We start from the raw sequence: 22452 nt of genomic DNA, 5'->3' as shown, positions 1-22452 counted from the left end.
CGTGGCCTGGTGAGAAGCGACGCATATCGGGATGTGGGCGAGGCCGCGTGGTCGTGGGTGCTGGACCACGTGCGCGAGGACGAGGGCCCGTGGCTGGTGCAGGCGGTGGTGGAGGGCGGTCCTGAGGCCACGTCACCTGCCCAGGACCGCGACTCGCTGTACGCGGGGATCGCCGGCCTGGCCCCGGTGCTGGCCGAGATCGCGCAGTACCGGGAGCTGAGCGCGCGGGAAACGGCACTGGCGACCGGCATCGTGACCAGGCTGTCGGCCCAGGCCGGGCAGCGAACGGAACCCTCGCTGTACGACGGCCTCGCGGGCGACGCGACGGCGCTCAGACTGCTCGCCCCGGGCGAGGAAGCGGTGGCACTGCGGCGGCTGGCCGCCCTGGCGACCGGCGACGGATGGAAGACCACGCTCGACTTCGAGCCGGGCTCCGACGCGCCCCTCACCGACGTCGTCATGGGCACCGCGGGCGTGGTGATGACGGCGGTCTGGGCGAAGAGCGAGTTCACAGACGAGATCGCGACGACGGGAGGCGAGGCCCTGCTGCGGGCGGCGGACCGAACGGAGGCGGGCCTCGACTGGGGCATGACGCCGGGGGCGGCGTCGAGGGCGCCGAACTACTCGCACGGAACCGCCGGGGTCGCGGCCGCTCTGGCGGTCGCGGGCGCCGCCCTGGGCCGCGAGGACTTCGTCGAGGCAGCGGTGGCGGGCGCCCGGCACGTCCTCTCGGTGGGGTCGTTGAAGGACGCGGGCTTCGTCGTCCCGCACACGATCCCGCCGTCGCGCCGGGAGGTGGAACCGGTGACGTACACGTGGTGCCACGGCCCGGCGGGCACCTCGCACCTGTTCACCGCGCTGGCGCACGCAGGGGTCACGGAGGTGGCGGGCCACGACGTCGACGAACTGCGGCACCGCTGTATGACCTCGATCCTCACCTCGGGTCTGCCGGAACGCCTCCGTCCCGGCTTCTGGGACAACGACGGCCGCTGCTGCGGAACGGCGGGCGTCGGAGACGTCCTGCTGGACACGGCCCAGGACTGCCGGGCGCCGGAGAGGAGGCAGACCCTGCTGCGGGCAGCGCACAGGATGGGCGACGCGTTGGTCGGCCGGGTCATCAGGGATGACGCGGGCGCCCGTTGGCGCTTTCTGGAACACCGCGAGGACCCGCCGCTGCTGCCGCCCGGCACGACGTGGATGCAGGGCGCGGCAGGCATCGCGGCCTACCTTCTGCGCCTCGCCCGGTACGGCGAGACCGGCCCCGACGCCCCGGTCGTCGACCGCCCGGACCAGTGGTGGGCCGTGCCGGCACACCTGCGCACTACACGTGCGGGCGCAGGAGCGACCAGTCCCATTCGAGACAAGTAATCCATAACGATCTCGGCCCAGGCCTTGTGTGAGGCGTGGCGCCCTCTAGCCTCCGTGCATGGCTTTTCTTTCAAGTCGTCGCAGACGATCCCGCCTTGCTCCGGAACTCGACGACGAGGACCTGGGCAGGCTGATGAAGAACCTGCTGGCGACCGCGAGGACGAGCGCGATCGCGATGACCGACATGTGCGTGGCGCAGATGTCCCGTCTGCTGGAGCAGGCCCCGGACGACTGGGACCGCCGGGCGCACCGCATGGGCGTCCTGGCCGAGTTCCTGGCGGGATCGCGGCTGCCGCGGTCCTGGGCCACGCGCGAGCCGCGCAACGCGAACGCACTCGTGCTGTACGCATGGAGCGAGGTGGTCCACGCCCGCTCGCAGGGGAGGCTGGACGACGCGGCCGGCGTGGTCGACAGCTGTCTTCGGGCCGCCGAGCTCACCCCTCAGGACCCCACCCCGTGGGTGGTCCTCCTGACGGCGGCATGCCTGGAACGCTGGGAGCAGCAGCGGGTGTTCGGCGTGTGGAACGAGGTGCTCGCGCGCGACCGTTGGAACCGCGAGGCCTACCTCACCATGCTGCGCTATCTCACCCCGGAGCAAGCGGGGTCGCGCATGCAGGTCATGGAGTTCGTGGACGCCCTGGGCGCACGCATGCCCGCGAACGCTCCCTGCGCGGGTACGGAACTCACCGCCCAGGTCTTCCAGTACCACTCCGTCCTCGACCGGGGCGGCTTCGAGGCGCTGGTGGCGCGCAACCACTGGTCCCAGGCGACGGCCGCCCAGGCCCTCGACCGCGTGGCCCACACGTGGGTGCAGCCGGGATTCCTCCGTCACGCGCGGGCCCGTGCCGACCTCAATGTCCTTGCCTACACGCTGATGGCCGCCGACCGGCGCCACGAAGCCCGCGCGGCCTTCGAAGCGCTCGGCGGCATCGTCACCTCTTGGCCCTGGCAGGCCGGCGGCGACGCGCTGACCCAGTTCGAGGAGGCACAGCGCAGAGTGCCCCGCGACGGGTGATCCGACGTGTGGGCCTCATCTGCCCCAGATCCTCCGGTACGTCTCCCGGTAGCCCGGCGGGTCCCAGGTCGTGGCTCCGGCGCTGTCGGCGGCCGTCGCGACGTGGACGGGGGCGACGTAGCCGCTGGCAGGGCGGTGGGCGAAGGCGCGGTTGAACTCGTCGACGATCTGCCAGCCCTGCTGCGACAGCGGCTCAGGAACGGTGGCGGCCTGGTACTGGCCGCTGTTGATGCGCTGGAAGGCGGACGGGTCGCCGTCGCCCGCACCGATGTTGAACGGCGGGCCGGAGCCCTGCCTGCCGGCCGCGCGGAAGGCGGGGGCGGCGTCGGCGAAGTACAGGTCGTTGATGGCGACGGAGTGTGTCCACCTGTCCTGGTAGCGGGAGAGGAGGGTGGAGACCTCGCGCGGCGTGCGGCTGCTCGCGTCCGGGATCGGGATGTTCTCGTAGGCCAGCAGCCGCACGCCGGAACAGGTGGCGAGCTCCTTCCTGATCAGGTCGGACTTCTTCTTCGCGAACGGGATGGAGGCATCGGTGATGAGCACGACCCCGGCCCGGCCGTCGGAGTGCGCGATGATCCACTGCGCGCTGATGCCGGCGACGTCCTCGACCCGGGTGGTGACGTTGGTGAAGAGCTCGGGCCGCCGGCTGGGGCCGGGGGAGGCGAGCGCGTGCCAGCCGATGAGTGGGATGCCGGCCGCGTTGGCCTGAGCGACCTGCTGCGAGGTCGAGCCGGGATCGAAGCCGCCGATGACGATGCCCGAGGGCCTCAGCGTCACGGCCTCGCTCATGGCCGCCTGGATGCCGACGGGGCTGCCGCCCCCGTCGATGACCCGGACGTTCCAGCCGATGACGCGCACGGCATCCCGCACGCCGTCCGCGACGCCCGCGACTCCTGGGTTCGTCATGGTCTGCGCGACGTAGACGATCGTCCTGCCGGAGACCGCCGCGGGGCCGCCGGCCGGTCCGTTCCGGGCGGTGCCGGTCTTCTCCGCTCGGGCGACGGCGGCCTGGGCCCTGGCCTGGACCGCGGGGCAGCCGCTCGGGCCCGTGGTGGAGACGGCGGGGCCGTTCGACGAGCCGCGCTGGCAGCCGGCGAGGCCGGCGAAGGCGGCCAGCAGGGCGACGGCGACGGACCGGGCCGTGACGGCGCGGGGCAGGGCCTTGCGGTTGCTGTGCACAAGAGCTCCTCGCGGAGGGACGAGCGGCAGGGTGCGTCCGGGTTCCGGAGCCGGGGCCCTCGCGTGGATCATGGAGCGGTGCCCGGGGTTCCGCCGCCGGAGGCCTTCGACGGAGGCTGCGGCGTGCCGGCCGGCGCGCCGCGGGGCGCGTCGGCGCCGGTGCGCAGTCGGCGCGCGGAGTAGCCGGCCAGTCCCACGGCGAGCAGGAGAGTGCCGCCGTAGAACAGGGGAGTGGTCCAGAAGTCGCCGCCCATCTGTGCGATGCCGGTGAGGCCTACGGCGAGTACGGCCACGGCGACGACCGTGCCCAGGGCGTTGGGGCGGCCCGGTTTGATCGCGGTGGAGCCGAGGAGGGCGCCGGCGAAGGCGGGCAGCAGATAGTCGAGGCCGACGCTGGGATTGCCGATCTCCTGCTGAGCCGCCAGCAGCACACCGGCGCAGCCGACGATCAGCCCCGATGCCGTGAACGCGTAGACGGTGTACCTGCGGGTCGGGATGCCGACCAGCTCGGCGGCGCGCGGATTGGCACCGATGACGTACAGGCACCGGCCGAGCGGCAGCCGCTCCAGCACCACCCACAGGGCGACGGCGAGGCCGAGCACGTAGAACGCGGGCAGCGGCAGGCCGAGGAGCCGGGAGTCGTAGACGTCGGTGAAGGCCGCCGGCAGACCGCCCGGGCCCGGGACGATGCGGCCGCCGCCGGTGACCCAGCCGGTCACGGCGTACAGCATGCTGCCGGTTCCGAGGGTGGCGATGAACGAGTCGATCCGGCCGAACTCGACGACCACACCGTTGACAGCACCCACGACCGCGCCGCCGACGATCACCACGAGGCAGGCCCAGGGCCAGGGCCACGCGGCGTGGACGACGAGTTGCAGCACCATGACATGGGCCAGGCCGAGACCGTAGCCGAGCGAGAGATCGAACGAACCCGTGACGACGGGGACCATGGCGGCGAGCGCGAGGACCGCCGGGATCGACTGGCTGAACAGGATCGAGTCGACGGTGTCCCGGGTGGGAAACGTCTGCGGCAGCGTGAGGGAGAAGACCAGGAAGAGCAGCGCGGTGAGGACCAGGAGGCCGTAGGCGCTCACGAACTGCCAGGCCGGGCCCCGCCGGTGCGGCCGGGAGCGCGGCGCGAGGGAGGAGGGCGGGGCGGTCATGAGCCCGTGGTGGTTCCGTGGTCCGGAAGGGCCGAGGCCGCCCGGGTGAGTCCCGAGACCGTGAGGCCCGCACCGCTCAACTCGGTCGTCACGCACCCGCGGACGAACACCAGGGCGCGCCGGCACACGCCCGCCACCTCCTCGAAGTCGGACGAGACGAGCAGGACCGCGAGCCCGGCGGCCAGCGCCTCGTCGAGCAGCCGGTAGAGCGCGGCCTTGGCCCCGACGTCCACGCTCGCGGTCGGCTCCTCCAGGATCAGCAGGCGCAGGCCCGGCCGGAGCCACCGGCCGATCAGTACCTTCTGCTGGTTTCCGCCGGACAGGGTGGCGAGCGGGGCCTCGCTGTCGCGCGGACGCACCGCGAACCGCACGATCAGCTCCGCCGCCCGGGCGCGTTCACGGCGGGGACCGATCCAGCGCAGCGCGGGCAGGCCTCCCGCGCGGGGATTGGCCAGGAGGTTCTCGCGCACGGTCAGCCCCGCGGCGCAGCCTTCCCGCTGTCTGTCGCCGGGTACGAGGCCGACACCGCGAGCGACGGCGTCCGCGACCGTGCGGGGGCGGTAGGGCCTGCCGTCGAGGAGCACCCGGCCGCCGAGGAAGGGCCGGGCCCCGGCGAGCGCCCGGCCCAGGTCGCTGTGTCCGGCGCCCGAGAGGCCGACCAGGCCCAGGACCTCCCCGGCCCTCAGCCGCAGGGCGACCGCTCCCGTGCCGGCGGTCCGTGCGCCGTCGAGGGTCAGGACGACGGGGCCGCCGGCGGCGCCGGTGGCGGGGCGCGGACGGGGCGGTTCCGCGCCGACGATGTCGTGCACCAGACGGGCGGGGCTGTGGCCCGCCAGCGGGCCGTGGCCGACGAGCCGGCCGTCGCGCAGGACGGCGAAGGTGTCGGCGACCTTGTACACCTCGTCCAGGCGGTGGGTGACGTAGAGGACGCCGTGGCCCCGGTCGCGCAGGGCGTGCAGGACCTGGAAGAGCCGGGCGCAGTCCGCGGCGGGGAGACGGGCGGTCGGCTCGTCGAGGACGACGAGTCGCGCGCGGGCGGCCAGGGCCCGGCCGATGGCGACCAGTGAGCGTTCCGCGGGGCCGAGCCGGGCGATCGGCGTGTCGGGATCGAGGTGTCCGGCGACGGTTTCCAGGGCGTTGGCGCAGCGCTCCCGGGTCCGCTGCCAGGAGATCAGTCCTGCGCGGCGCGGATATCCGGTGGTCAGGGCGAAGTTCTCGGCGATCGTCATCCATTCCACGAGCCCGAGGTCCTGGTGGATGAAGGACATGCCGCTGGAGGCGGCGTGACTTCCGAGGGGATGCCCGGCCACCGTGATCCGGCCCGCGTCGGCCTGGTGGACGCCTGCCAGCACCTTGATGAGCGTGGACTTTCCGGCACCGTTGGGGCCGAGCAGGGCGAGGACGCTGCCGGCCCGGACGTCGAGGTCGACCCCGTCCAGTGCGAGGGTCCCGCCGAACCGTTTGACGAGCCCGCGGATACGGACCAGGGCGCCGTCCTCGACGTCCCTGACCGCGTACGCGGAGGTGTCGGGAGGGTCGGGCACGGACATCTCCGGGGGTCGGCAGGGCGATTTCTTCCCGACTTTCGCCGGTGATACTAGTGGAGAAAATCATGGCATTACGGATTTGTCGCCCGTTGCGCCCCCAACGGGCCAGCCGCGCCGACGACCTCAGGCGGCTCTACCTTCTTGATCGGGTTGATCGAGCCATTCGTAGGGTTGGGTCGCCCAGGGGTGCTGGGTGTGGCTATCAGGCGGCTGCCGTCTCGTGGCATACGACGCTTCGCCGCCCGGCACCCCACGACGACTCGGCCGCCGATTAGGAAGTGCGAACAAGTCGCTGTGTAGAGCAATGCCGGCGAGGTCGTCTGTGGTACGAGCAGAACGAATACGCACGTCAGGAGCATGATGAGCCGGATATGGGCGGGGATCGACAGCGGCAAGGGCCACCATCACGGCCTTGCTCTGGACGCGGACGGCAAGACGCTGTTGTCGCGGCGGGTCGCCAACGACGAGCCCGAGCTGCTGAAGCTGATCGGTGACATCCTGGACCTGGCTGGCGGCCGTGAGGTCACCTGGGCCATCGACATGACCGGCGGGGAACCCGCGCTGTTGCTGGCCCTGCTGGTCAGCCACGGCCAGGAGGTCCTCTACATGCCCGGCCGACTGGTGAACCGGGCCTCCGACGGCTACCGCGGCGAGGGCAAGACCGACGCCCGTGACGCCTACGTCATCGCCGACCAGGCCAGGATGCGCCGGGACCTGCGGCCCATCCGCCCTGGCGACGAGGCCGCCGTGGAACTCAAGCTGCTGACCGGACGCCGGTCCGACCTGGTCGAGGACCGCACCCGCGTCGTCAACCGCCTGCGCGGCACCCTGCTGAGCATGTTCCCGGCTTTGGAACGAGCCCTGGACGTGACCAACACCGGCCCGCTCAGGCTTCTGACGGGCTACCAGACGCCGCCCGCGATCCGCCGGGCCGGCGTCATGCGGCTGACGAAGTGGCTGGCCAACCGCAAAGTCCGCAACGCGAGAACCCTGGCCGAAGCAGCCGTTGAGGCCGCCGAGCGCCAGCACACCTCCATCCCGGGGGAGAAGATCATCGCGAAGCTGGTCCACACCCTGGCCGAGGAGGTGATGGCCCTCAACGAGCAGATCGCCGAGATGGACAAGCTCATCGAGGGCCGGTTTCGCGAGCACGAACTCGCCGACATCATCCTGAGCGTCCCCGGCATCGGCGCGACCCTCGGTGCCGAGTTCCTCGCAGCCGTCGGCGGCGACCTGGACGAGTTCGACTCTCCGGACGCTCTGGCAGCCTTCGCCGGCGTCGCCCCCGCCCCTCGCGACTCGGGCAAGGTCAGCGGCAACCTCCACCGGCCGATCACCTACCACCGAAGGCTCCAACGCGTCTTCTACACCTCCGCGCTGGTCAGCGTCCGCTACGACCCCAACTCGCGGAAGTTCTACGACCGCAAACGCGCCGAGGGCAAGAAGCATGTCCAGGCCGTGCTCGCCCTCGCCCGCCGACGCGTCAACGTCATCTGGGCCCTGATCCGTGACCGGCGGTGCTACCAAGTCACACCGCCGGTGACCGCAGCCGCTTGACAACAGCATTAGGAAGCGTCGAGCCCGCATTCGGCCCAGATGACCTTGCCCTGCCCGATGTAGCGCGTACCCCAGCTCTGGGACAGCTGGGCCACCAGGAACAGACCACGGCCGCCCTCGTCGGTCGTGGCCGCGCGGCGCAGATGCGGGGCGGTGTTGCTGGTGTCGGAGACCTCGCAGATCAGGGTGCGGTGGCGCAACAGGCGGACCCGGACGGGCCCGGAGCCGTGGCGGATGGCGTTCGTGACCAGCTCGCTCAGCACGAGCTCCGCGGCGAAGGAGGCCTCTTCCAGTCCCCAGTCGGCCAGCTGCCGCAGGGCCGAGGCGCGGACCTCGCTGACGAGAGCGGGGTCGGCGGGCAGCTCCCAGGTGGCGATCCGCTGCGGGTCCAGGGCGTGGGTACGGGCGACGAGCAGGGCGACGTCGTCATGGGGGTGGGCCGGCGCCACGGTGTCGAGGACCGCCTCGCAGATCTCCTCGGGTGTGCGTTCCGCGTGGGCGAGGGTGGCGCGCAGCTGGTCGAGGACCACGTCGACGTCGCGCTCCCGGTCCTCGATGAGTCCGTCGGTGTAGAGGACCAGGCCGCTGCCCTCGGGGAGGTCGATCTCGACGGCCTCGAAGGGCAGGCCGCCCAGCCCGAGCGGGGGCCCGGCGGGCAGGTCGGGGAAGGACACTGTGCCGTCGGGGCGGATCAGCGCGGGGGGAGGATGCCCGGCGCGGGCGATCGTGCACCGCTGTGTGGTCGGGTCGTAGACGGCGTACAGACAGGTCGCGCCGATGATGCCCGATTCGCCCGCGGCGGGCTCCTCCCGGTCGAGACGTCCCACCAGGTTGTCGAGTTGGGTGAGGACCTCGTCCGGGGGGAAGTCGAGCTCGGCGAAGCTGCGGGCGGCGGTGCGCAGCCGGCCCATGGTGGCGGCCGACAGCATGCCGTGGCCGACGACGTCGCCGACCAGGAGGCCGACCCGGGTGCCGGACAGCGGGATGACGTCGTACCAGTCCCCGCCCACGTCGGACTCCGCGGGCAGGTAGCGGTGCGCGACCTCGACGGCGTCCTGGTCGGGCAGGCTGTGCGGGAGCAGGCTGCGCTGGAGGGCCAGGACCATGGTGCGCTCGCGCGTGTAGCGCCGGGCGTTGTCGATGGACAGGGCGGCGCGGGTGGCGAGTTCCTGGGCCAGCGAACGGTCGTCGTCGCCGAAGGGAGCGGGGTCCCGCCCGCGGTAGAAGGCGGCCACGCCCAGGACGACACCGCGGGCGATCAGGGGGACCGCGATGAGGGAGTGAACGTGGGTCAGCAGCTCCTCGGTGCGCTCGGGGTCCTGGGCGAGCCAGCCCGCGGCGGCGTGCAGGTCCGGCTCCAGCACCGCCTTCCCGCTGGTCAGACAGCGCAGCTGCGGAGTGGTCGGACCGTAGTCGATGCGCTTGCCGACCGGGTGGAACGGCCGGTCGTCGCGGATGCCGTGGACCACCGTCCGGTACAGGCTGGTGAGGGGGTCGGCGGCCTCCTCGCCGCGCGGTACGGCCTCGGGCAGGTCGATCGTGACGTAGTCGGCCAGTCGCGGCACCGCTGTCTCGGCGAGCTCCTGGGCGGTGCGGAGGACGTCCAGCGTGGTGCCTACGCGCGTGCTCGCGTCGCTCAGCAGCTCCAGGCGGCGCCGGGCGGCGAGGGCGTAGCGCCCCACGTGCGGCTCTCCGACCAGCACGAGTCCTCGCGCCGGGGACGGGGAGCCGGGGCGGCCGCCTGCCGTCACGCCGGGCTCGCCCACCGAGGCGCCCTTGGCGCGCGCACGGGTCCGGCCGGGCGCGAGGCCGGGCACCGTGGTGAGGCGGGCGGCCCGGGACGAGGGGACGGCGGGGGCACCGGAAGCGGCGGCTTCGACAGGCAGGCGCCATGGCTGCCCGGCCGGCGGCGGGACGAGGAGCGGTTCCTGCGGTGCGGGTCCGGGCAGGACGGCCTCGGCGACGAAGCCTTCCACCCCGGTGGCGCTCGTCATCGGACGGCTCACCAGGGTGACCCGCCGGCCGTCGGACAGGCGGACACGGACCGCGGCCCGCTGCCCGCAGGAGATCAGCTCGGCGGCCCGTGCCATGAGGATCTCGCGGTCACGGGGACGCAGTGCGAGGGCCAAGTCTCCGACCCCGACGTTGTGGTGAGGGCCGGTGGCGGTTGCGGCGCCGGTGTCCAGGTACGCCCGCAGCAGGGCCCGCTCACGGTCGGAACTCTGCCCCAGCAGCCGCCTCTCGATGGCGTGGGCCGCCCTGCGTATCACGGTGGCCAGCGCCGGGTCCTCGGCACTCCGGGGATAGCCGAGGCACAGCACACCCTCGATGCGGCCGCTGAGCGGGTCGCGGACGGGAAGCGCACGGCAGGCGTTGCCCTGAGAGCGCTCGGCGAAGTGCTCGGCGCCGTAGACCTGGATGAGGCGGCGCTCCGCCAGCGCGAGACCGATTCCGTTGGTGCCGGCGTACTGCTCGGCGAACACGAATCCGGGCTCACGCTGGAACGCCGGGAGGCTTCTGGCCAGGGACGCTGATCCGAAGCGGCGCAGGAGGACCGTCCCGCTCGCATCCGCGACGGAGATGTTCATCGCGCTGTCGGCGAACCAGGACTGCAGCCGGTCGAGTACCGGCACGGCCGCGCGGACGATACGGGCTTCACGATCGAAGTCGGCCCGGAAGGGAGGACCGGACTGGTCGGGCGAGAGCCCCAGGGCCCGGCAGCGCTGCCACGAGTTCGAGATCGGGGTGCGCACGCAGTCTTCGACCGGCTCACCCTCAAGAAAACGCTCACGGGAACGGGCGGGCCCCGTGCCGTCTGTCGCACGCCCCATCAGTGTCGGTTTCCCACCTGGCAGAACCACGTGTCGCCTCACTCGAGCCTGCAAGAGTTCCTTTTCCAAACAATAGAGCCAATAGGGCATAGGCGAGAAACCGGACATCGGAGGCGGGTGGTCACAGGACGGCGACCGGATTGACGGGCGAGCCCGTCCCGCCCGGGACGTTCAGCGGCGCCACGACGAGCAGGAACTCATACCGCCCCGCCTCCGCCGTCGCGGCCGACAGGGCCTCCAGATCGAGGTTGTCCAGCAGCGGCACCCCCATCGCGGCCACGACCAGGGCGTGGACGGGCGAGTGCACGCCGTCGACGGGTGAGGGCCGTACGTCACTGTCGCCGTCACCGCCGAGCAGCGCGATGCCGCGATCGGCCAGCAGCGGTACCGCGTCCACGTGGAAGCCCGCGCTCGCCGAGGCGGAATCCCAGGCACCGAGGTCCCCACGGCGGCGGACGTGCCCGGAGCGCAGCAGCACCGCGTCGCCCTCGCCGATCCGCACACCGAGCGCCTCCTCCGCGGCGGCGACGTCCTTCGCGTGCACCGCCCGCCCCGGCTCCAGCCAGCGGATCCCCAGGACGGTGGGGAGATCGAGGAGGACTCCCCTCGTGACGAGGGGGCCGAGTGCCGACACCGCGCCGAATCGGGCACCTGCCGCGCCCACCACGTCCTCGGCCGCCCGGCCGCCGTACAGCCGCCCTCGATAGGCGACATGGCACAGGGCGTCGAGATGGGTGACGGCCTTGCCGTGGTAGTCGGCGGCGATGAAGTCCTTGTGGGTGGACGGTTCCGGGCGCTCCACGTCACCGAGATCGGTCATGTGGTGCAGCGCGGGCCTGGGGTTGTCCGGGCCGGGCACGGTGTTCCAGGGCAGCGCCAGCGGGACGACCTGCCCGGACCGCACGCTGGCCGTGGCCCGCCGCACGTGCTCCGCCGTCACCCGGTTCCAGGCGCCACGGTCGGCCGGGGCCCAACGGCCCCATGTGCGCACCGCCTCGAAGAGCGCGTCGAACTCCCGGCGGGAGACCGCGGGCCGGTCACCGGCACCGGCGGGCCCCGGATCCGGGTCGTCGGCGGAGTTCGGGCTCATCCGCACTCACCGTCCCCGGCTTCGACACGGCCCCGGCGACGGGGCATCGCTGCGCCGGCGGGACACCGTCGTGCGGCCCGCCGTCCCGGAATCCCAGCTTTGCACGACCCGCGCCGAACCGCCGGTTCACGCCTCCGCACGGCAGGCGCAGCCGCGGGGCGGCCCGTAGATCGAGGAGGAGCCGGTGAGGCGGGAAGGGAGCGCCACTGGTGGCATGGCAGGTTGATCACGCGGCCCTGTTCGCCGCCACACCGAGCCCCTGTCCGGTGCTCGGTCCGGACCTGGGCCGGAGGCCGAGGGGGTCCGACATCTCGGTGCTTCCCTGCACCGGACGCTTGCCACCGGCCGGGCCGACACGATGGCGCTCCAGAAGTACGACATCCCCGTCATGGGGCGGCCGGGGGTCTTCCAGGAGCGGACACACGCAGCCGTCTGATCACCAACGGCCCCGGTGCCCATGCCACGCCACCCCAGGACGGCACCGGCACGAGGCCTTTCCGGCGGAGTGTGCGGTGTGCGGCGAGCGGCGCCCGGTGCCTTCGCGCAGGCTCCGGGCGCCGTCGGGGCGTCAGCTGTCGTCGCCCGTCATGCCGTCGATCATCTCGGCCAGGACGGTCCGCCGGTCCTCTCCCGGCCGTGCCCGGAGGACACGGGCCAGGCGCGCGCTGTCGTAGTGCCAGTGGTGGTCGAGGTCCTGCGCGACTTCGCCGGACTCACGGACGTCGGGCCGTGAGCCGAGCAGTTCACCGAGGTCGTGCGCCAGGTCGTGCCAGGACACGTGACCGCTGCAGGCGTTGGCGACGCCGTGGACGGGGCGGTCCAGGCACTCGGCCACCGCGCGGGCCAGGGCTGCCGCGTGCACCCAGGCCACCCCGTACCAGGGGTGGCCGCCGGTGCCCGGACGCGGCAGTTCGATCGCGCCGCCGCGGTGGGCTGCCTGGTAGAGCCCGCCGATGGCGCCCCAGCGCAACTGTTCGCGCAGCCTTTCGTGCGCGCCCCAGACGATCGGTGAGCGCACGGCGCTCGCGCCCCCGCGCCCCTCGGTGCCCGCGGCGCGCAACAGCATGGCCTCGCAGTCGAGTTTGCCCTTGCCGTACGGGCTGACGGGCTCGCACATGGGGGACTCCTCGGCGACCCGGTCGGTACGGGGATGACCGTAGGCGTCCACGCTGCTGACGAAGACGAAGGGGCCCCGTCGCCAGGCGCCGACCATCGTCTCCATGGCCGCCAGGTCGACCTCGGGGCGGGTGAAGGTGCTGGCCGCGTGGACGATCGCGTCCGCGTTCGCGACGGCGTCGCGCAGTCCGGCCAGGTCGGAGAGGTCGCCCTCGACGACGTCGACTCCCTCGGCGGCGATCAGATGGGCGGACTCGGGCCGGGCGAGGGCCAGCACGGGGCGGCCCCGGGCGGCCAGTTCGCGCAGGACGAACGCGCCCACGCCACCCGTCGCGCCGGTGACCAGAACGGTCCCGGCGCGCACCTTCCGGGACCGGTCCGGCCTGCCCACGGCCTTGGCGGCGGCCTGCTGTGCCGCGCGTTCGTCGAGGAGCGCGGTCAGTGCCCGGGGGGTACGGGCCTGGAGCACATCGAGACCGGTCAGGGGCAGTCCGAGCTCGGTGCGCAGTCGTTCGGCGAGCTGCACGGCGACCAAGGAGTGACCGCCGAGGGCGAAGAAGTCGTCGTCGGGCGTGGGGACGGGACCGAGCAGTTCGGTGAAGGCCCCGGTGACGGCTTCGGCCCGGGCACCGGACGGCGGGTTCGGCGCGGGTGTCCCGGGCAGCCGGGCGCCGTCGAGCTCTCCGGAGACCGTGCGCGGCAGCGCGTCGAGCAGCGTGACCGTGGCCGGTACGGACTCCGGCGCCAGCGTCCGCCGCAGCAGACCGAGCAGTTCCTGGCCGGACGGACCGACGCTGTCGCGCAGGACGGCATAGGCCACCGGCGGCCCCTGGGCGGGCTGGATCACCGTCGCGTCGGCGACCTGCGGCTGAGCGCGCAGGGCCCGTGCCGCCGGGTGGCCGGCGCCGTCCGCGCCGTCCGCGTCGGCGCCGTCACCGGCCGGCGTCGACCGGGCCTCGGCAACGGGGCCCAGCAGCTTGCTCAGCGCACGTTCCGGGGCGGTCGTCGCGGCGTCGAGGAGCGCCGCGTAGTGCCGCGCGGTCGCCTCCGCGACGGTGTCGTCCAGCGCGTCGCCGTCGTACTGGACGAGCGCCACGGGACGTGCGGCATCGCCCAGCCCCAGTGCGTAGGACAGGGTGAACTTCGCGCCGTCGGTGCTGACATCGACGTACTCGGCCGACGTGCCGGGCAGCCGGAGCACCGTCGGCTCGCCGAGCACATCGGCGGTGACGCCGACCAGCGCGGTGCCGTCGCCGCCGCGCGCCGTGGCGCCGAGGCGTTCGAGCACGAGGTCGAAGGGGATGTGCCGGTGGCGCTGGGCCTCCAGAAGCGCGTCGCACACCCGTCGCAGCAACTGGGCGAAGGACGGGTCGCCGGAGGCGTCGACCCGTACGGGCAGGGTGTTGACGCACAGACCGACCAGGCCGCGCATCGCGGTTCCGCTGCGATGGGTGCCCGCCACGCCGATGACCAGGTCGTCGTCGCCGGTGAGCCGGTGCAGGGCGGCGAAGGCCGCGGTGAGCGACACCGTGAACAGCGTGGCGCCCCGCTCGGCACCCAGCCTGCGCAGGGCGTCGGGCAGCGCGGACCCGAGCGGCACGCTGTGCACGGCCGCCGGCCGGCTGCCGGTGCACGCCGCGACGGTCGTCGGCCGGGGCAGCCGGGGCGGGGTGGCGTGGGCCAACAGGCCGCTCCAGCGGTCCAGTTCCGCGGCGAGGCCGGGGATCCCGTCGTGCTCGCGGCGCGCGTGGTCGGCGTACTGCGGTGGCGTCGTCAGGGTGTGCCCGCCGAGTGCGTCGGTGGCCGCCGCGTAGAGCGTGCCGAGTTCGGCGGCCACGGTCTCCAACGACCCGCCGTCGATCGCGATGTGATGGAACGTCAACAGGACGGTGTGGTCCAGCGGTCCGTGGCGCAGAACCAGTGCGCGTACGGCCTGCCCGGCCGCGAGGTCGAACGGCCGGGCGGCCTCCCGCCGCAGCAGCGCCGGGGTGTGCGCCGCGTCGGTGTCGACCACGGGCACGGGGACCGTGCGCGGTGCCCCGAGCACCACTTGGCAGGGCTCGCCCGCATGCTCCGCGTAGCGGGTGCGCAGGATCCCGTGCCGGGCCACCAGCGCGCTGAGCGCGGTCTCGAACACGGCCGGGTCGAACGGGCCGCGCACCCGGGTGGCGAACGGCACGTGGTACGAGGCACCCGCGCCGCCGAGCCGTTCCGTCAGCCACATGCGACGCTGGGCGCGGGAGAGGGGGACGGGGTCGCCCGCCGAGGCGGTGCCGCGAGTGTCCTTCGGCGTGCGGGCGGCGTCGCCTGGGGCGGCGCCGGCGTCGGTGGCCGGGGTGCGCTGTGCCGCTCCGGCGCGGGCCCGGCGCAGCAACTCCCGCTGGAGCTGCTGCTGTTGCATCCGTGACGTGGAGTCGGCGTCAGTGGGCATCGCTGTGCTCCGGGCTCTCGGGGTGGAGGTCGCTGTGGGCGGCCAGCAGGGCGCGTTCGACCAGGTCGGCCTGTGCGGCGACGGTCGGGGCGGCGAAGAAGTCGGCGAGGGAGAGATCGACGCCGAGTTCCTCGCGCAGGTCGTCGGTGACGGCGAGGGCGAGCAGCGAGTGGCCGCCGAGGGCGATGAACTCGGCGTCGGCGCGAGTGACTTCGCTGCCCAGTGCCCGGCTCCAGACCTCGGCGACGGCCTGTTCCAGCGGGGTCAGGGCGGCCGCCGGGCTGTCGGCGGGGTCGTCGCCGGACGGCAGGGCGCGTTCGGTCAGCGCACGCCGGTCGACCTTGCCGGCCGGCGTGAGGGGAAGCCGCTCCACCACGGTGACCGCGTCGGGCACCAGGTGCGCGGGCAGGAGACCGGCGAGCCGCTCGCGCAGGGCTTCGGCACGGGGCACGGGCCCCGGCGCCGCGACGACGAACCCGACGAGGCGCGCCTCGAACGTCCCGGCGCGGTCGACGGCGACGGCGGCGTCGTCGACCTCCGGCTGCCGGCGCAGGGCGTGTTCGATCTCCGCGGGTTCGATGCGGAAGCCGCGGACCTTGACCTGGTCGTCGTTGCGACCGTGGAACTCCAGGATGCCGTCCGGGCGGAAGGACGCGATGTCGCCCGTACGGTAGAGCCGGCCTGCGACGGGGTCGTCCACGAACCGCTCTGCGGTGAGCTCCGGCAGACCCGTGTAGCCGTGGGCGAGCCTGCTGCCGCCGATCCACAGCTCGCCCCTCTCGCCGACCGGGACCGGGCGGCCGTCGGCGTCCAGGACGTGCGCGGTGGCCCCGGCGATCGGCCTGCCGATCGGCGGCGGAGCGTCGCAGTCGCGCTCGGTGACCCGGTGGGCGGTGGCGAAGGTGGTCGTCTCCGTCGGCCCGTAGCCGTTGACGAGCTCCAGCCAGGGGAACGTGGTGAGCACCTCACGGGCCGGCGCGGCGGCCAGGGCCTCGCCGCCCACGACGACCGAGCGGAGCTGGGCGAAGACGCGGGAGCGACGGGCGGCGAGCTGGTGGAAGAGGGCCGTGGTGAAGAACGCCACCGTCACGCCGTGGCGCTCGACGTGCCGGGCCAGGTCCTCCAGAGAGGGCCGCTGCACCGTGCAGACGACGACCGCGGCGCCGTTGGCGAGCGCGCCCCAGACCTCGAAGGTCGAGGCGTCGAAGGTCATGGGCGAGTGGAACAGGACGCGGTCGCGGGCGGTGAGGGTCACGTAGTCCGGCGCGGTCACCAGCTCGGCGACGGCACCGTGCGGGACGGCGACGCCCTTGGGACGACCGGTGGAACCGGATGTGAACATGATGAACGCCGCGCCGTCCGGATCGGACTCGTCCAGCGGCCCGCCGTCCGGCAGCGGCTCCTCGGGCAGGGCCAGGACGGGCCCGGTGAGCGCGGCCGCCTCCAGCAGCTTCGCGTCGCCGACGGTGAGCGTCACCCCCGCGTCGGAGATCATCGCCTCGGTGCGCGGCCGGGGCTGGGCCGGATCCAGCGGCACGCACACGGCGCCGGCCAGCCACAGCGCGAGCTGCGCCACGACCGTGCGGGCCGACCGGTTCGTCAGCAGCGCCACCCGGTCGCCGCGGACCACCTTGTTCTCCCTCAGGCGTGCGGCCAGGGCGCGGCCGGACCGGAGGAGACCTCCGTAGGTGAGGGTGGTGTCGCCGTCCACGACGGCCAGGGCGTGCGGGGCGAGTTCGGCGTGCCGGACGACGAGCGCCGGGAGGGCCGTCGCCGCGGGCGGGTGAGACGGGGTGCGGACGGGCTTCGGGCTGAGAAGTGTCATGTCAGGCTCCTGCCGGTTGCGGGGTCCGGCGCTGGTCCAGGAGGGCGGCGAAGGCGCGCAGGTCGGTGCTGCGCAGCAGGTCCCGAGCGCGCGGGCGTACTCCGGTGGCGTGCTCGACGGCCACGAGCAGCCGCGCGGCGACGACGGAGGTGCCGCCGGCGTCGGTGAAGTTGTCGTCGAGGCCGGTCCCGGGGCGGCCGAGGAGGTCACGTACGGCCGTCAGGACGAGCCGTTCGGTCGGTGAGGCGTCGGCGAGGTCGTCCTGGGCGGCGGCCGCCACGGGAGCGGAGCTCTGGGCCGCCAGGGCGATCCGGTCGACCTTGCCGTTGGCGTCGAGGGGGTAGCGGTCGACGATCCGGACGGCGGCGGGAACGGCCTGCTCGGGAAGCCAGGCGCGCACCGCGGCGAGCAGCTCGCCGGCGGCGGGTTCGGTGCCGTCCGCGGGCCGGACATGGGCGACCAGGCGGGCGTGCCCGGAGCTGTCGCGCAGCACGGTGACGACGGCACCGCGCACCCGGGGATCCTGCTCGAACGCGGCCTCCACCTCGGCCGGTTCGATCCGAACCCCACTGATCTTGACCTGGTCGTCGAGCCGCCCCAGGAACTCCAGGCAGCCGTCGGCGTTCATCCGTACCCGGTCGCCGGTGCGGTAGAGACGGTCGACCGCGGGCCGCGCCAGTTCCTCCGGCGGGGCCGTGAACCGGTGCGCGGTGAGCTCGGGGTCGAGGTAGCCGAGCGCCAGGCAGTGGCCGCCGATCCGCAGCTCGCCGTCCCGCCCGCGGGCGACCGGCCTGCCGTCGTGGTCCGTGACGACGACGGTGACACCGGGCAGCGGGGTGCCGATGGGCGGCGGGGCCTGCTCGCCCGCCGTCGCGTCGGTGCCCCGCATGGCGTGGGCGGTGGTGACCACGGTGGCTTCCGCGGGGCCGTAGGCGTTGTGGACGGTCGCGGTGACGTCGGGGCCGGGGTGGCGGCGCATGCGGTCGCCGCCCACGACGAGGTGGCGCAGCTTCAGGCCCGTGGGCCATGGCCGGTCCAGGAGCGGTTCCACGGTGGGGGTGGCCGCCACCGAGACCGTGACCTGGGCGTCCCGCCACCAGTCGGTCAGCACCTGCGCGTCCCAGCGGGTGTCGTCGGGGGCCGGGACGAGGGCGGCACCGGAGGTCAGCGCGGCCCACAGCTCCAGCAGGTGCGGGTCGAACGCGACACCGATGAGCAGCGACTGACGGTCGCCCGGTGCCAGTCCGGTCTCGGCCCGGTACCAGTCGAGGGCGACGGACAGCGAGGCCTCGGCCACGGCGACCGCCTTGGGTCGGCCGGTGGATCCGGAGGTGAGGACGGCGTACAACGCGCCCTCCGGCGCGCGCCGCGCACCACGGCCGCCGCTCGCGGCGAAGGCCGCCACCACGGTGGCGGGGGCGTTCACGCCGTCGGTGGGCAGGGGGAGCGGGCACCGCTCCCCGGTCCGGTGGCCTTCGGGCAGGACGCCGGGGTCGCCGACGAGGCAGACGACGTCGAGGTCCTCGGTGACCGCCTGGGTGCGCCGCTCGCCGGGGCGAGGGCCGAGCGGCAGGTACACGGCGCCGAGCCGGGCGAGCGCGACCGCGGTCACCACGAGGGCGGTGGAGCGGTCGAGGCAGACGCCCACCAGGTCCCCGGGGCGAACGCGGTCGCGCAGGGCGGCGGCCACGTCCGTGGCGGCGGTGTCGAGTTCCTGGTACGTCCAGGTCCGGGCGCCGTCGATCACGGCCGCCGTGTGCGGCGCGCGCAGGGTCCACTCCTCGAAGCGGGCGAGCACGCGGGTCGGTTCGCCGGAGGGGCCGTGGGCGATGCTGAGCGTGGTGCCGGTGCCGGTGCCGGTGCCGGTGCCGGTGCCGGTGCCGGGTGCCGTGGACCTGGCACCGGGGTCGGGCGGGGTGTGGTTCATCATGACTCCGAGGAACGTTCGGCGACGGCCGCGAGGGCGTCGGCCTGGTCGGCGAGTACGGGGTTGCCGAAGAGCAGCTTCAGCGGCGGGCGGGTGCCCAGCCGGGGCTCCAGCCAGGCCGCGAGCTCGGCGGCGAGCAGGGAATGTCCCCCGCTGCGGAAGAAGTGGGAACCAGCGTCGAAGCGGCCGTGGCCGAGGACCTCGCGCCAGCCCTCCGTGAGCAGGGCCGTCATCGGATCGTCGGACACGGCGGCCGCCGGCCCGTGCGCGGACCCGGCGTCGGCCTCGGACCCGGAGTGGGTCCCGGACCCGGCCTGGACTCCGGACTCGGCGGCGGTCACGGGGTCGAGCGCGGCCGCACGACGGGCCAGGGCCGTACGGTCGGGCTTGCCGCCGGAGAGCGTCGGCATGGAGTCCAGCACGGCCCACCGGGCGGGCACGAGAGGGCCGGGCAGCCGGCGGCTCAGCTCGGCGTGGAGCGCCTTCTCGTCGAAGTCCGCGCGCTCGGCGCCGTCTTCGAGGAAGCCGACGAGGCGGGGCCCGCCGGGGCTCTCACGGTCCAGCACGACGGCGCACGACCGGCCGCCGAGCGCAGCGGACGCCGCCGCCTCGATCTCCTCCAGCTCGATGCGGTGACCGCGCAGCTTGACCTGGTTGTCACGCCGTCCCAGGAAGTACAGCAGACCGTCCGAACCGCGGTAGCCGAGGTCCCCGGTGAGGTAGACGCGCTCCCCGCCGAGAGCGTCGACCGCGACGAACCGGGCAGCCGTCGCCTCCGCGTTGCCCGCGTACCCTTCGGCGAGACCGGGCCCGGCGATGGCGAGTTCACCGACGGCACCGGACGGCAGCGGGCGGTGGTGGTCGTCCAGTACATGGACGCGCTCGCCCGGCAGTTCGGTGCCGAGCGGAACCTCGGCGCCCTCGGCGAGCGCCGCACGGGAGACCTCGTGCACGGTGGAGCTGATGGCCGCCTCCGTGACGCCGTACACGTTGAGGACGGTGGCGTCGGTGTCGGCGAGGATGCCGCGCAGTGCCGGCGCGGGAAGGCGTTCGCCGCCGAGGACCAGGAGCCTCGGTGCCCAGCTCTCGTCGCGCAGTGCGGGGCGCAGGTCCTCGCGGGTGGCGAGGAAGTAGCTGGTGGGCAGGTTGGCGACGGTGACCCGGGCGGATGCCAGCAGGTCGGCGAGTTCCGCACCGGTGGGCACCTCGTGCTCGGGCAGGACCAGACACGCACCGGCGTGCAGGGCCGGCAGCACCTCCTCCAGCGCCACGTCGAAGGACGGCTGGGCGAACATCAGGACCCGGTCGGAGGCCGTGAGGCCGAACCGGTCCGCGGTCGCGGTCAGATGGTGCTCCAGCGCCGCGCGGCCGACGGCGACCGGCTTCGGTGTTCCGGTGGAGCCGGAGGTGTGGATGACGTAGGTGGTGCCGGGCAGCACACCGGCCTCGTGGGCGCGGGGCAGCACCGGTGCGTCGATCCGGGCGGTCGGCAGCGTGTCCGGCAGGGCCGGGGTGGTCTCGCCGGTGAGGACCAGCGCCGGGGCGAGCCGCTCCAGCAGCAGTCCGAGCCGGCCGGGCGGGTCGGACGGGGACAGCGGGCAGTACACGGCGCCGGTCCGCAGGCATGCCAGCAGGGCGACGACCGAGTCGGCCCCGCGGGGCAGGACCACGGCCACCGGCCGGCCGGGCGTCACACCCGCGGCGCGCAGACGCTCCGCGAGGGAGCCGACGCGCTCGTCCAGCTCGCCGTAGGTGAGACGGCGCGCGCCGCACAACAGGGCGGGCAGAGAAGGGTGTTGAGCGGCCACGGGATCGAGCAGATCGCGGTCGGCGGCGACCGGGACGGGCCGGGCGGCGGGCTCCACGACGGCGGGAGCGAGCGCGGCCAGCGGCGCCTCGGGGGTGTCGAGGTAGGCGCGCAGCAGGTCCAGGAACCGACCGGAGAGCAGCCGGGCGACGTCCTCGCCGAAGAGGTCGGCGTCGTAGTCCCAGACCAGGGTCATCCCGGGCGCGCCATGACGCGGGGTCACACCGCGCCGGTCGTCCGGCAGCAGCACCACGTCGAGGTCGAAGCGGGTGGTGCCGGTGTTGAACCCCTCGAAGAGGGTGATGTCGAGGCCGGGTACGTCGATCTCGGGCAGCGGTGCGTCGTGGGCGCTGAACATGACGGAGAACAGCGGATTGTCCGCGCCCGAGGTGTGCATGCCGAGCGCCCGGGTCAGCTCCTGGACCGGCACGTCCTGGTGCGGCAGGGCACGGATGAGGGTGTCCGTGACGTCGTCCATGGTGTCCTGGGCGGGAGCGGCGCCGTCCAGGACGAGCGGCAGCGGGATGGTGTTCACGAACATGCCGACGGCGTCCTCGTAGCCGAGGGGGCGGTTGCCGACGGCGGTGCCGATGACCATCCGGGAGCGGCCGCTGTGCCGGCGCAGAAGCTCCGCGAACAGACCGAGCAGCGTGGCGAACGGGGTGAGACCGCGGGAACGGGCGTGCCCGCGCAGCCGCTCGGCGAGATCGGCGCCGATCGTCTGCCGCAGTTGCCCGCCGTGGTGCCGGCGGCGGGCGCCGGGGCGGGCGAGGCCGGGCAGTGGCAGGTCGTGGGGCTGGTCGCGCAGCTCGTCGCGCCAGAAGGCGAGGGACTCGGGCGCGAGGGCGGCCTCGGCCCGGGAGCGGACGTGGTCCGCGTACGACGGGGCGGGCGGAAGCTCCAGCGTCTCGCCGAGGACATGGGCGCGGTAGACGCGGAAGACGTCGCCGAGCAGGGTCGCGAAGGAGTGCCCGTCGTGGATCAGATGGTGCTCCACGTGGACCAGCCGGTGATGACGCGCGGCGAGCCGCACGAGCGTCCAGCGGATCAGCGGTGCCTCGAAGGTGTCGAGCGGCGACTCGGCCTCGGTGCGCAGCAGCCGCGCGAACTCGGCCTCGGGGTCGGCCTCCTCGCCGAGGTCGACGGTGCGCAGCCGCGGCAGGCACCGCGGCGCGACCCGCTGGCCCGGTACGGATCCCGTGGCGGCGACGAGTTCGAGCCGCAGGCCGTCGTGGCGGGCCAGGGTGGCGGCGAGACCCCGGCGCAGCGCCTCGGTGTCGAGGGTGCCCCACAGGTCGAGTGATGCGGTGAAGTTGTAGGCGCGACTGCCGGGCTGCAGCTGTTCGTGCAGCCAGACGATCTCCTGCGACGAGGAGAGCGGAAGCATGGGCGATCCCTGAGGTCGTCGGGTCGGTGTCCGGCGCCGGTCACGGTCGTGGCCGGCGGTGGTCGTGCGGGCGGCTCCGCGGATCGCGCGGTGCCGTGTCAGAGGGGGTGGTGCGTGAGAGTGCTTCGGGTTGCGCGCATCCGGTGCGTGCGATGCGTTCCGCGCGGCGAGTGCGTTCCGGTGTGCCGGGTGCGCTGGTGGCGCAGGGA

General features: G+C 73.8%; 12 protein-coding genes. 3 read left to right on the top strand and 9 right to left on the bottom strand.

Going from position 1 to position 22452, the window contains the following annotated elements; translation table 11 throughout:
- Positions 1-9: 9 nt before the first annotated feature.
- Together AC4OXY_RS06770 and AC4OXY_RS06765 are read left to right on the top strand one after the other, a co-directional pair.
- Complete coding sequence (locus AC4OXY_RS06770; protein ID WP_491993432.1) at positions 10-1368, top strand: lanthionine synthetase LanC family protein; 1359 nt, start codon at positions 10-12, stop codon at positions 1366-1368.
- A gap of 58 nt (positions 1369-1426) precedes the next feature.
- Positions 1427-2383, top strand: a complete 957-nt coding sequence (locus AC4OXY_RS06765) for a hypothetical protein (protein ID WP_491993431.1) — start codon at positions 1427-1429, stop codon at positions 2381-2383.
- Positions 2384-2398: 15 nt separating this feature from the next.
- On the opposite strand, the gene AC4OXY_RS06760 is transcribed toward AC4OXY_RS06765, so the two are convergent.
- From AC4OXY_RS06760 to AC4OXY_RS06750, 3 genes are all read right to left on the bottom strand, one after another.
- Complete coding sequence (locus tag AC4OXY_RS06760) at positions 2399-3562, bottom strand: substrate-binding domain-containing protein (RefSeq protein WP_491993430.1); 1164 nt, start codon at positions 3560-3562, stop codon at positions 2399-2401.
- Positions 3563-3630: 68 nt separating this feature from the next.
- Entirely contained in the window at positions 3631-4725 is a 1095-nt protein-coding gene (locus AC4OXY_RS06755) for an ABC transporter permease (RefSeq protein ID WP_491993429.1), read from the bottom strand.
- The gene (locus AC4OXY_RS06750; protein WP_376294799.1) at positions 4722-6275 is read right to left on the bottom strand and encodes a sugar ABC transporter ATP-binding protein; all 1554 of its coding nucleotides are present in this window, start codon (positions 6273-6275) and stop codon (positions 4722-4724) included. The genes AC4OXY_RS06755 and AC4OXY_RS06750 overlap by 4 nt, the downstream gene beginning before the upstream one ends.
- A gap of 357 nt (positions 6276-6632) precedes the next feature.
- Between AC4OXY_RS06750 and AC4OXY_RS06745 the strand changes: the two genes are divergently transcribed.
- Positions 6633-7829 carry an IS110 family RNA-guided transposase gene (locus AC4OXY_RS06745; RefSeq protein ID WP_491994612.1) on the top strand — a complete coding sequence of 399 codons (1197 nt, stop codon included), beginning with the start codon at positions 6633-6635 and terminating at the stop codon, positions 7827-7829.
- Between the two features lie 8 nt (positions 7830-7837).
- On the opposite strand, the gene AC4OXY_RS06740 is transcribed toward AC4OXY_RS06745, so the two are convergent.
- The 6 genes from AC4OXY_RS06740 to AC4OXY_RS06715 all read right to left on the bottom strand — a co-directional run bounded on the left by AC4OXY_RS06740 (position 7838) and on the right by AC4OXY_RS06715 (position 22243).
- Positions 7838-10660, bottom strand: coding sequence for a SpoIIE family protein phosphatase (locus AC4OXY_RS06740; RefSeq protein WP_491993428.1), 2823 nt, complete (start codon positions 10658-10660; stop codon positions 7838-7840).
- 121 nt (positions 10661-10781) lie between these two features.
- Positions 10782-11750, bottom strand: coding sequence for a cyclase family protein (locus AC4OXY_RS06735; RefSeq protein ID WP_491993427.1), 969 nt, complete (start codon positions 11748-11750; stop codon positions 10782-10784).
- Between the two features lie 568 nt (positions 11751-12318).
- Positions 12319-15297 (bottom strand): condensation domain-containing protein, encoded by a 2979-nt coding sequence (locus tag AC4OXY_RS06730; RefSeq protein WP_491993426.1) that lies wholly within the window; start codon positions 15295-15297, stop codon positions 12319-12321.
- Positions 15287-17122, bottom strand: coding sequence for an amino acid adenylation domain-containing protein (locus AC4OXY_RS06725; RefSeq protein ID WP_491993425.1), 1836 nt, complete (start codon positions 17120-17122; stop codon positions 15287-15289). The genes AC4OXY_RS06730 and AC4OXY_RS06725 overlap by 11 nt, the downstream gene beginning before the upstream one ends.
- Before the next feature lies 1 nt (position 17123).
- Positions 17124-19052 carry a non-ribosomal peptide synthetase gene (locus AC4OXY_RS06720; protein ID WP_491993424.1) on the bottom strand — a complete coding sequence of 643 codons (1929 nt, stop codon included), beginning with the start codon at positions 19050-19052 and terminating at the stop codon, positions 17124-17126.
- Positions 19049-22243, bottom strand: coding sequence for a non-ribosomal peptide synthetase (locus tag AC4OXY_RS06715; protein WP_491993423.1), 3195 nt, complete (start codon positions 22241-22243; stop codon positions 19049-19051). The genes AC4OXY_RS06720 and AC4OXY_RS06715 overlap by 4 nt, the downstream gene beginning before the upstream one ends.
- Positions 22244-22452: the final 209 nt, after the last annotated feature.

The sequence above is a fragment of the Streptomyces sp. HUAS MG56 genome, from assembly GCF_058673395.1.
Note: the sequence above shows the minus strand (reverse complement) of the source record. Positions and strands in the feature narration are given on the sequence as shown.

Bases quoted from the DNA above. Each gene is read 5' to 3' on its own strand.
- AC4OXY_RS06745 (WP_491994612.1), top strand. From the start codon at position 6,633: ATGAGCCGGATATGGGCGGGGATCGACAGCGGCAAGGGCCACCATCAC.
- AC4OXY_RS06750 (WP_376294799.1), bottom strand. From the start codon at position 6,275: ATGTCCGTGCCCGACCCTCCCGACACCTCCGCGTACGCGGTCAGGGAC.
- AC4OXY_RS06720 (WP_491993424.1), bottom strand. From the start codon at position 19,052: ATGATGAACCACACCCCGCCCGACCCCGGTGCCAGGTCCACGGCACCC.
- AC4OXY_RS06725 (WP_491993425.1), bottom strand. From the start codon at position 17,122: ATGACACTTCTCAGCCCGAAGCCCGTCCGCACCCCGTCTCACCCGCCC.
- AC4OXY_RS06735 (WP_491993427.1), bottom strand. From the start codon at position 11,750: ATGAGCCCGAACTCCGCCGACGACCCGGATCCGGGGCCCGCCGGTGCC.
- AC4OXY_RS06715 (WP_491993423.1), bottom strand. From the start codon at position 22,243: ATGCTTCCGCTCTCCTCGTCGCAGGAGATCGTCTGGCTGCACGAACAG.
- AC4OXY_RS06740 (WP_491993428.1), bottom strand. From the start codon at position 10,660: ATGGGGCGTGCGACAGACGGCACGGGGCCCGCCCGTTCCCGTGAGCGT.
- AC4OXY_RS06765 (WP_491993431.1), top strand. From the start codon at position 1,427: ATGGCTTTTCTTTCAAGTCGTCGCAGACGATCCCGCCTTGCTCCGGAA.
- AC4OXY_RS06730 (WP_491993426.1), bottom strand. From the start codon at position 15,297: ATGCCCACTGACGCCGACTCCACGTCACGGATGCAACAGCAGCAGCTC.
- AC4OXY_RS06755 (WP_491993429.1), bottom strand. From the start codon at position 4,725: ATGACCGCCCCGCCCTCCTCCCTCGCGCCGCGCTCCCGGCCGCACCGG.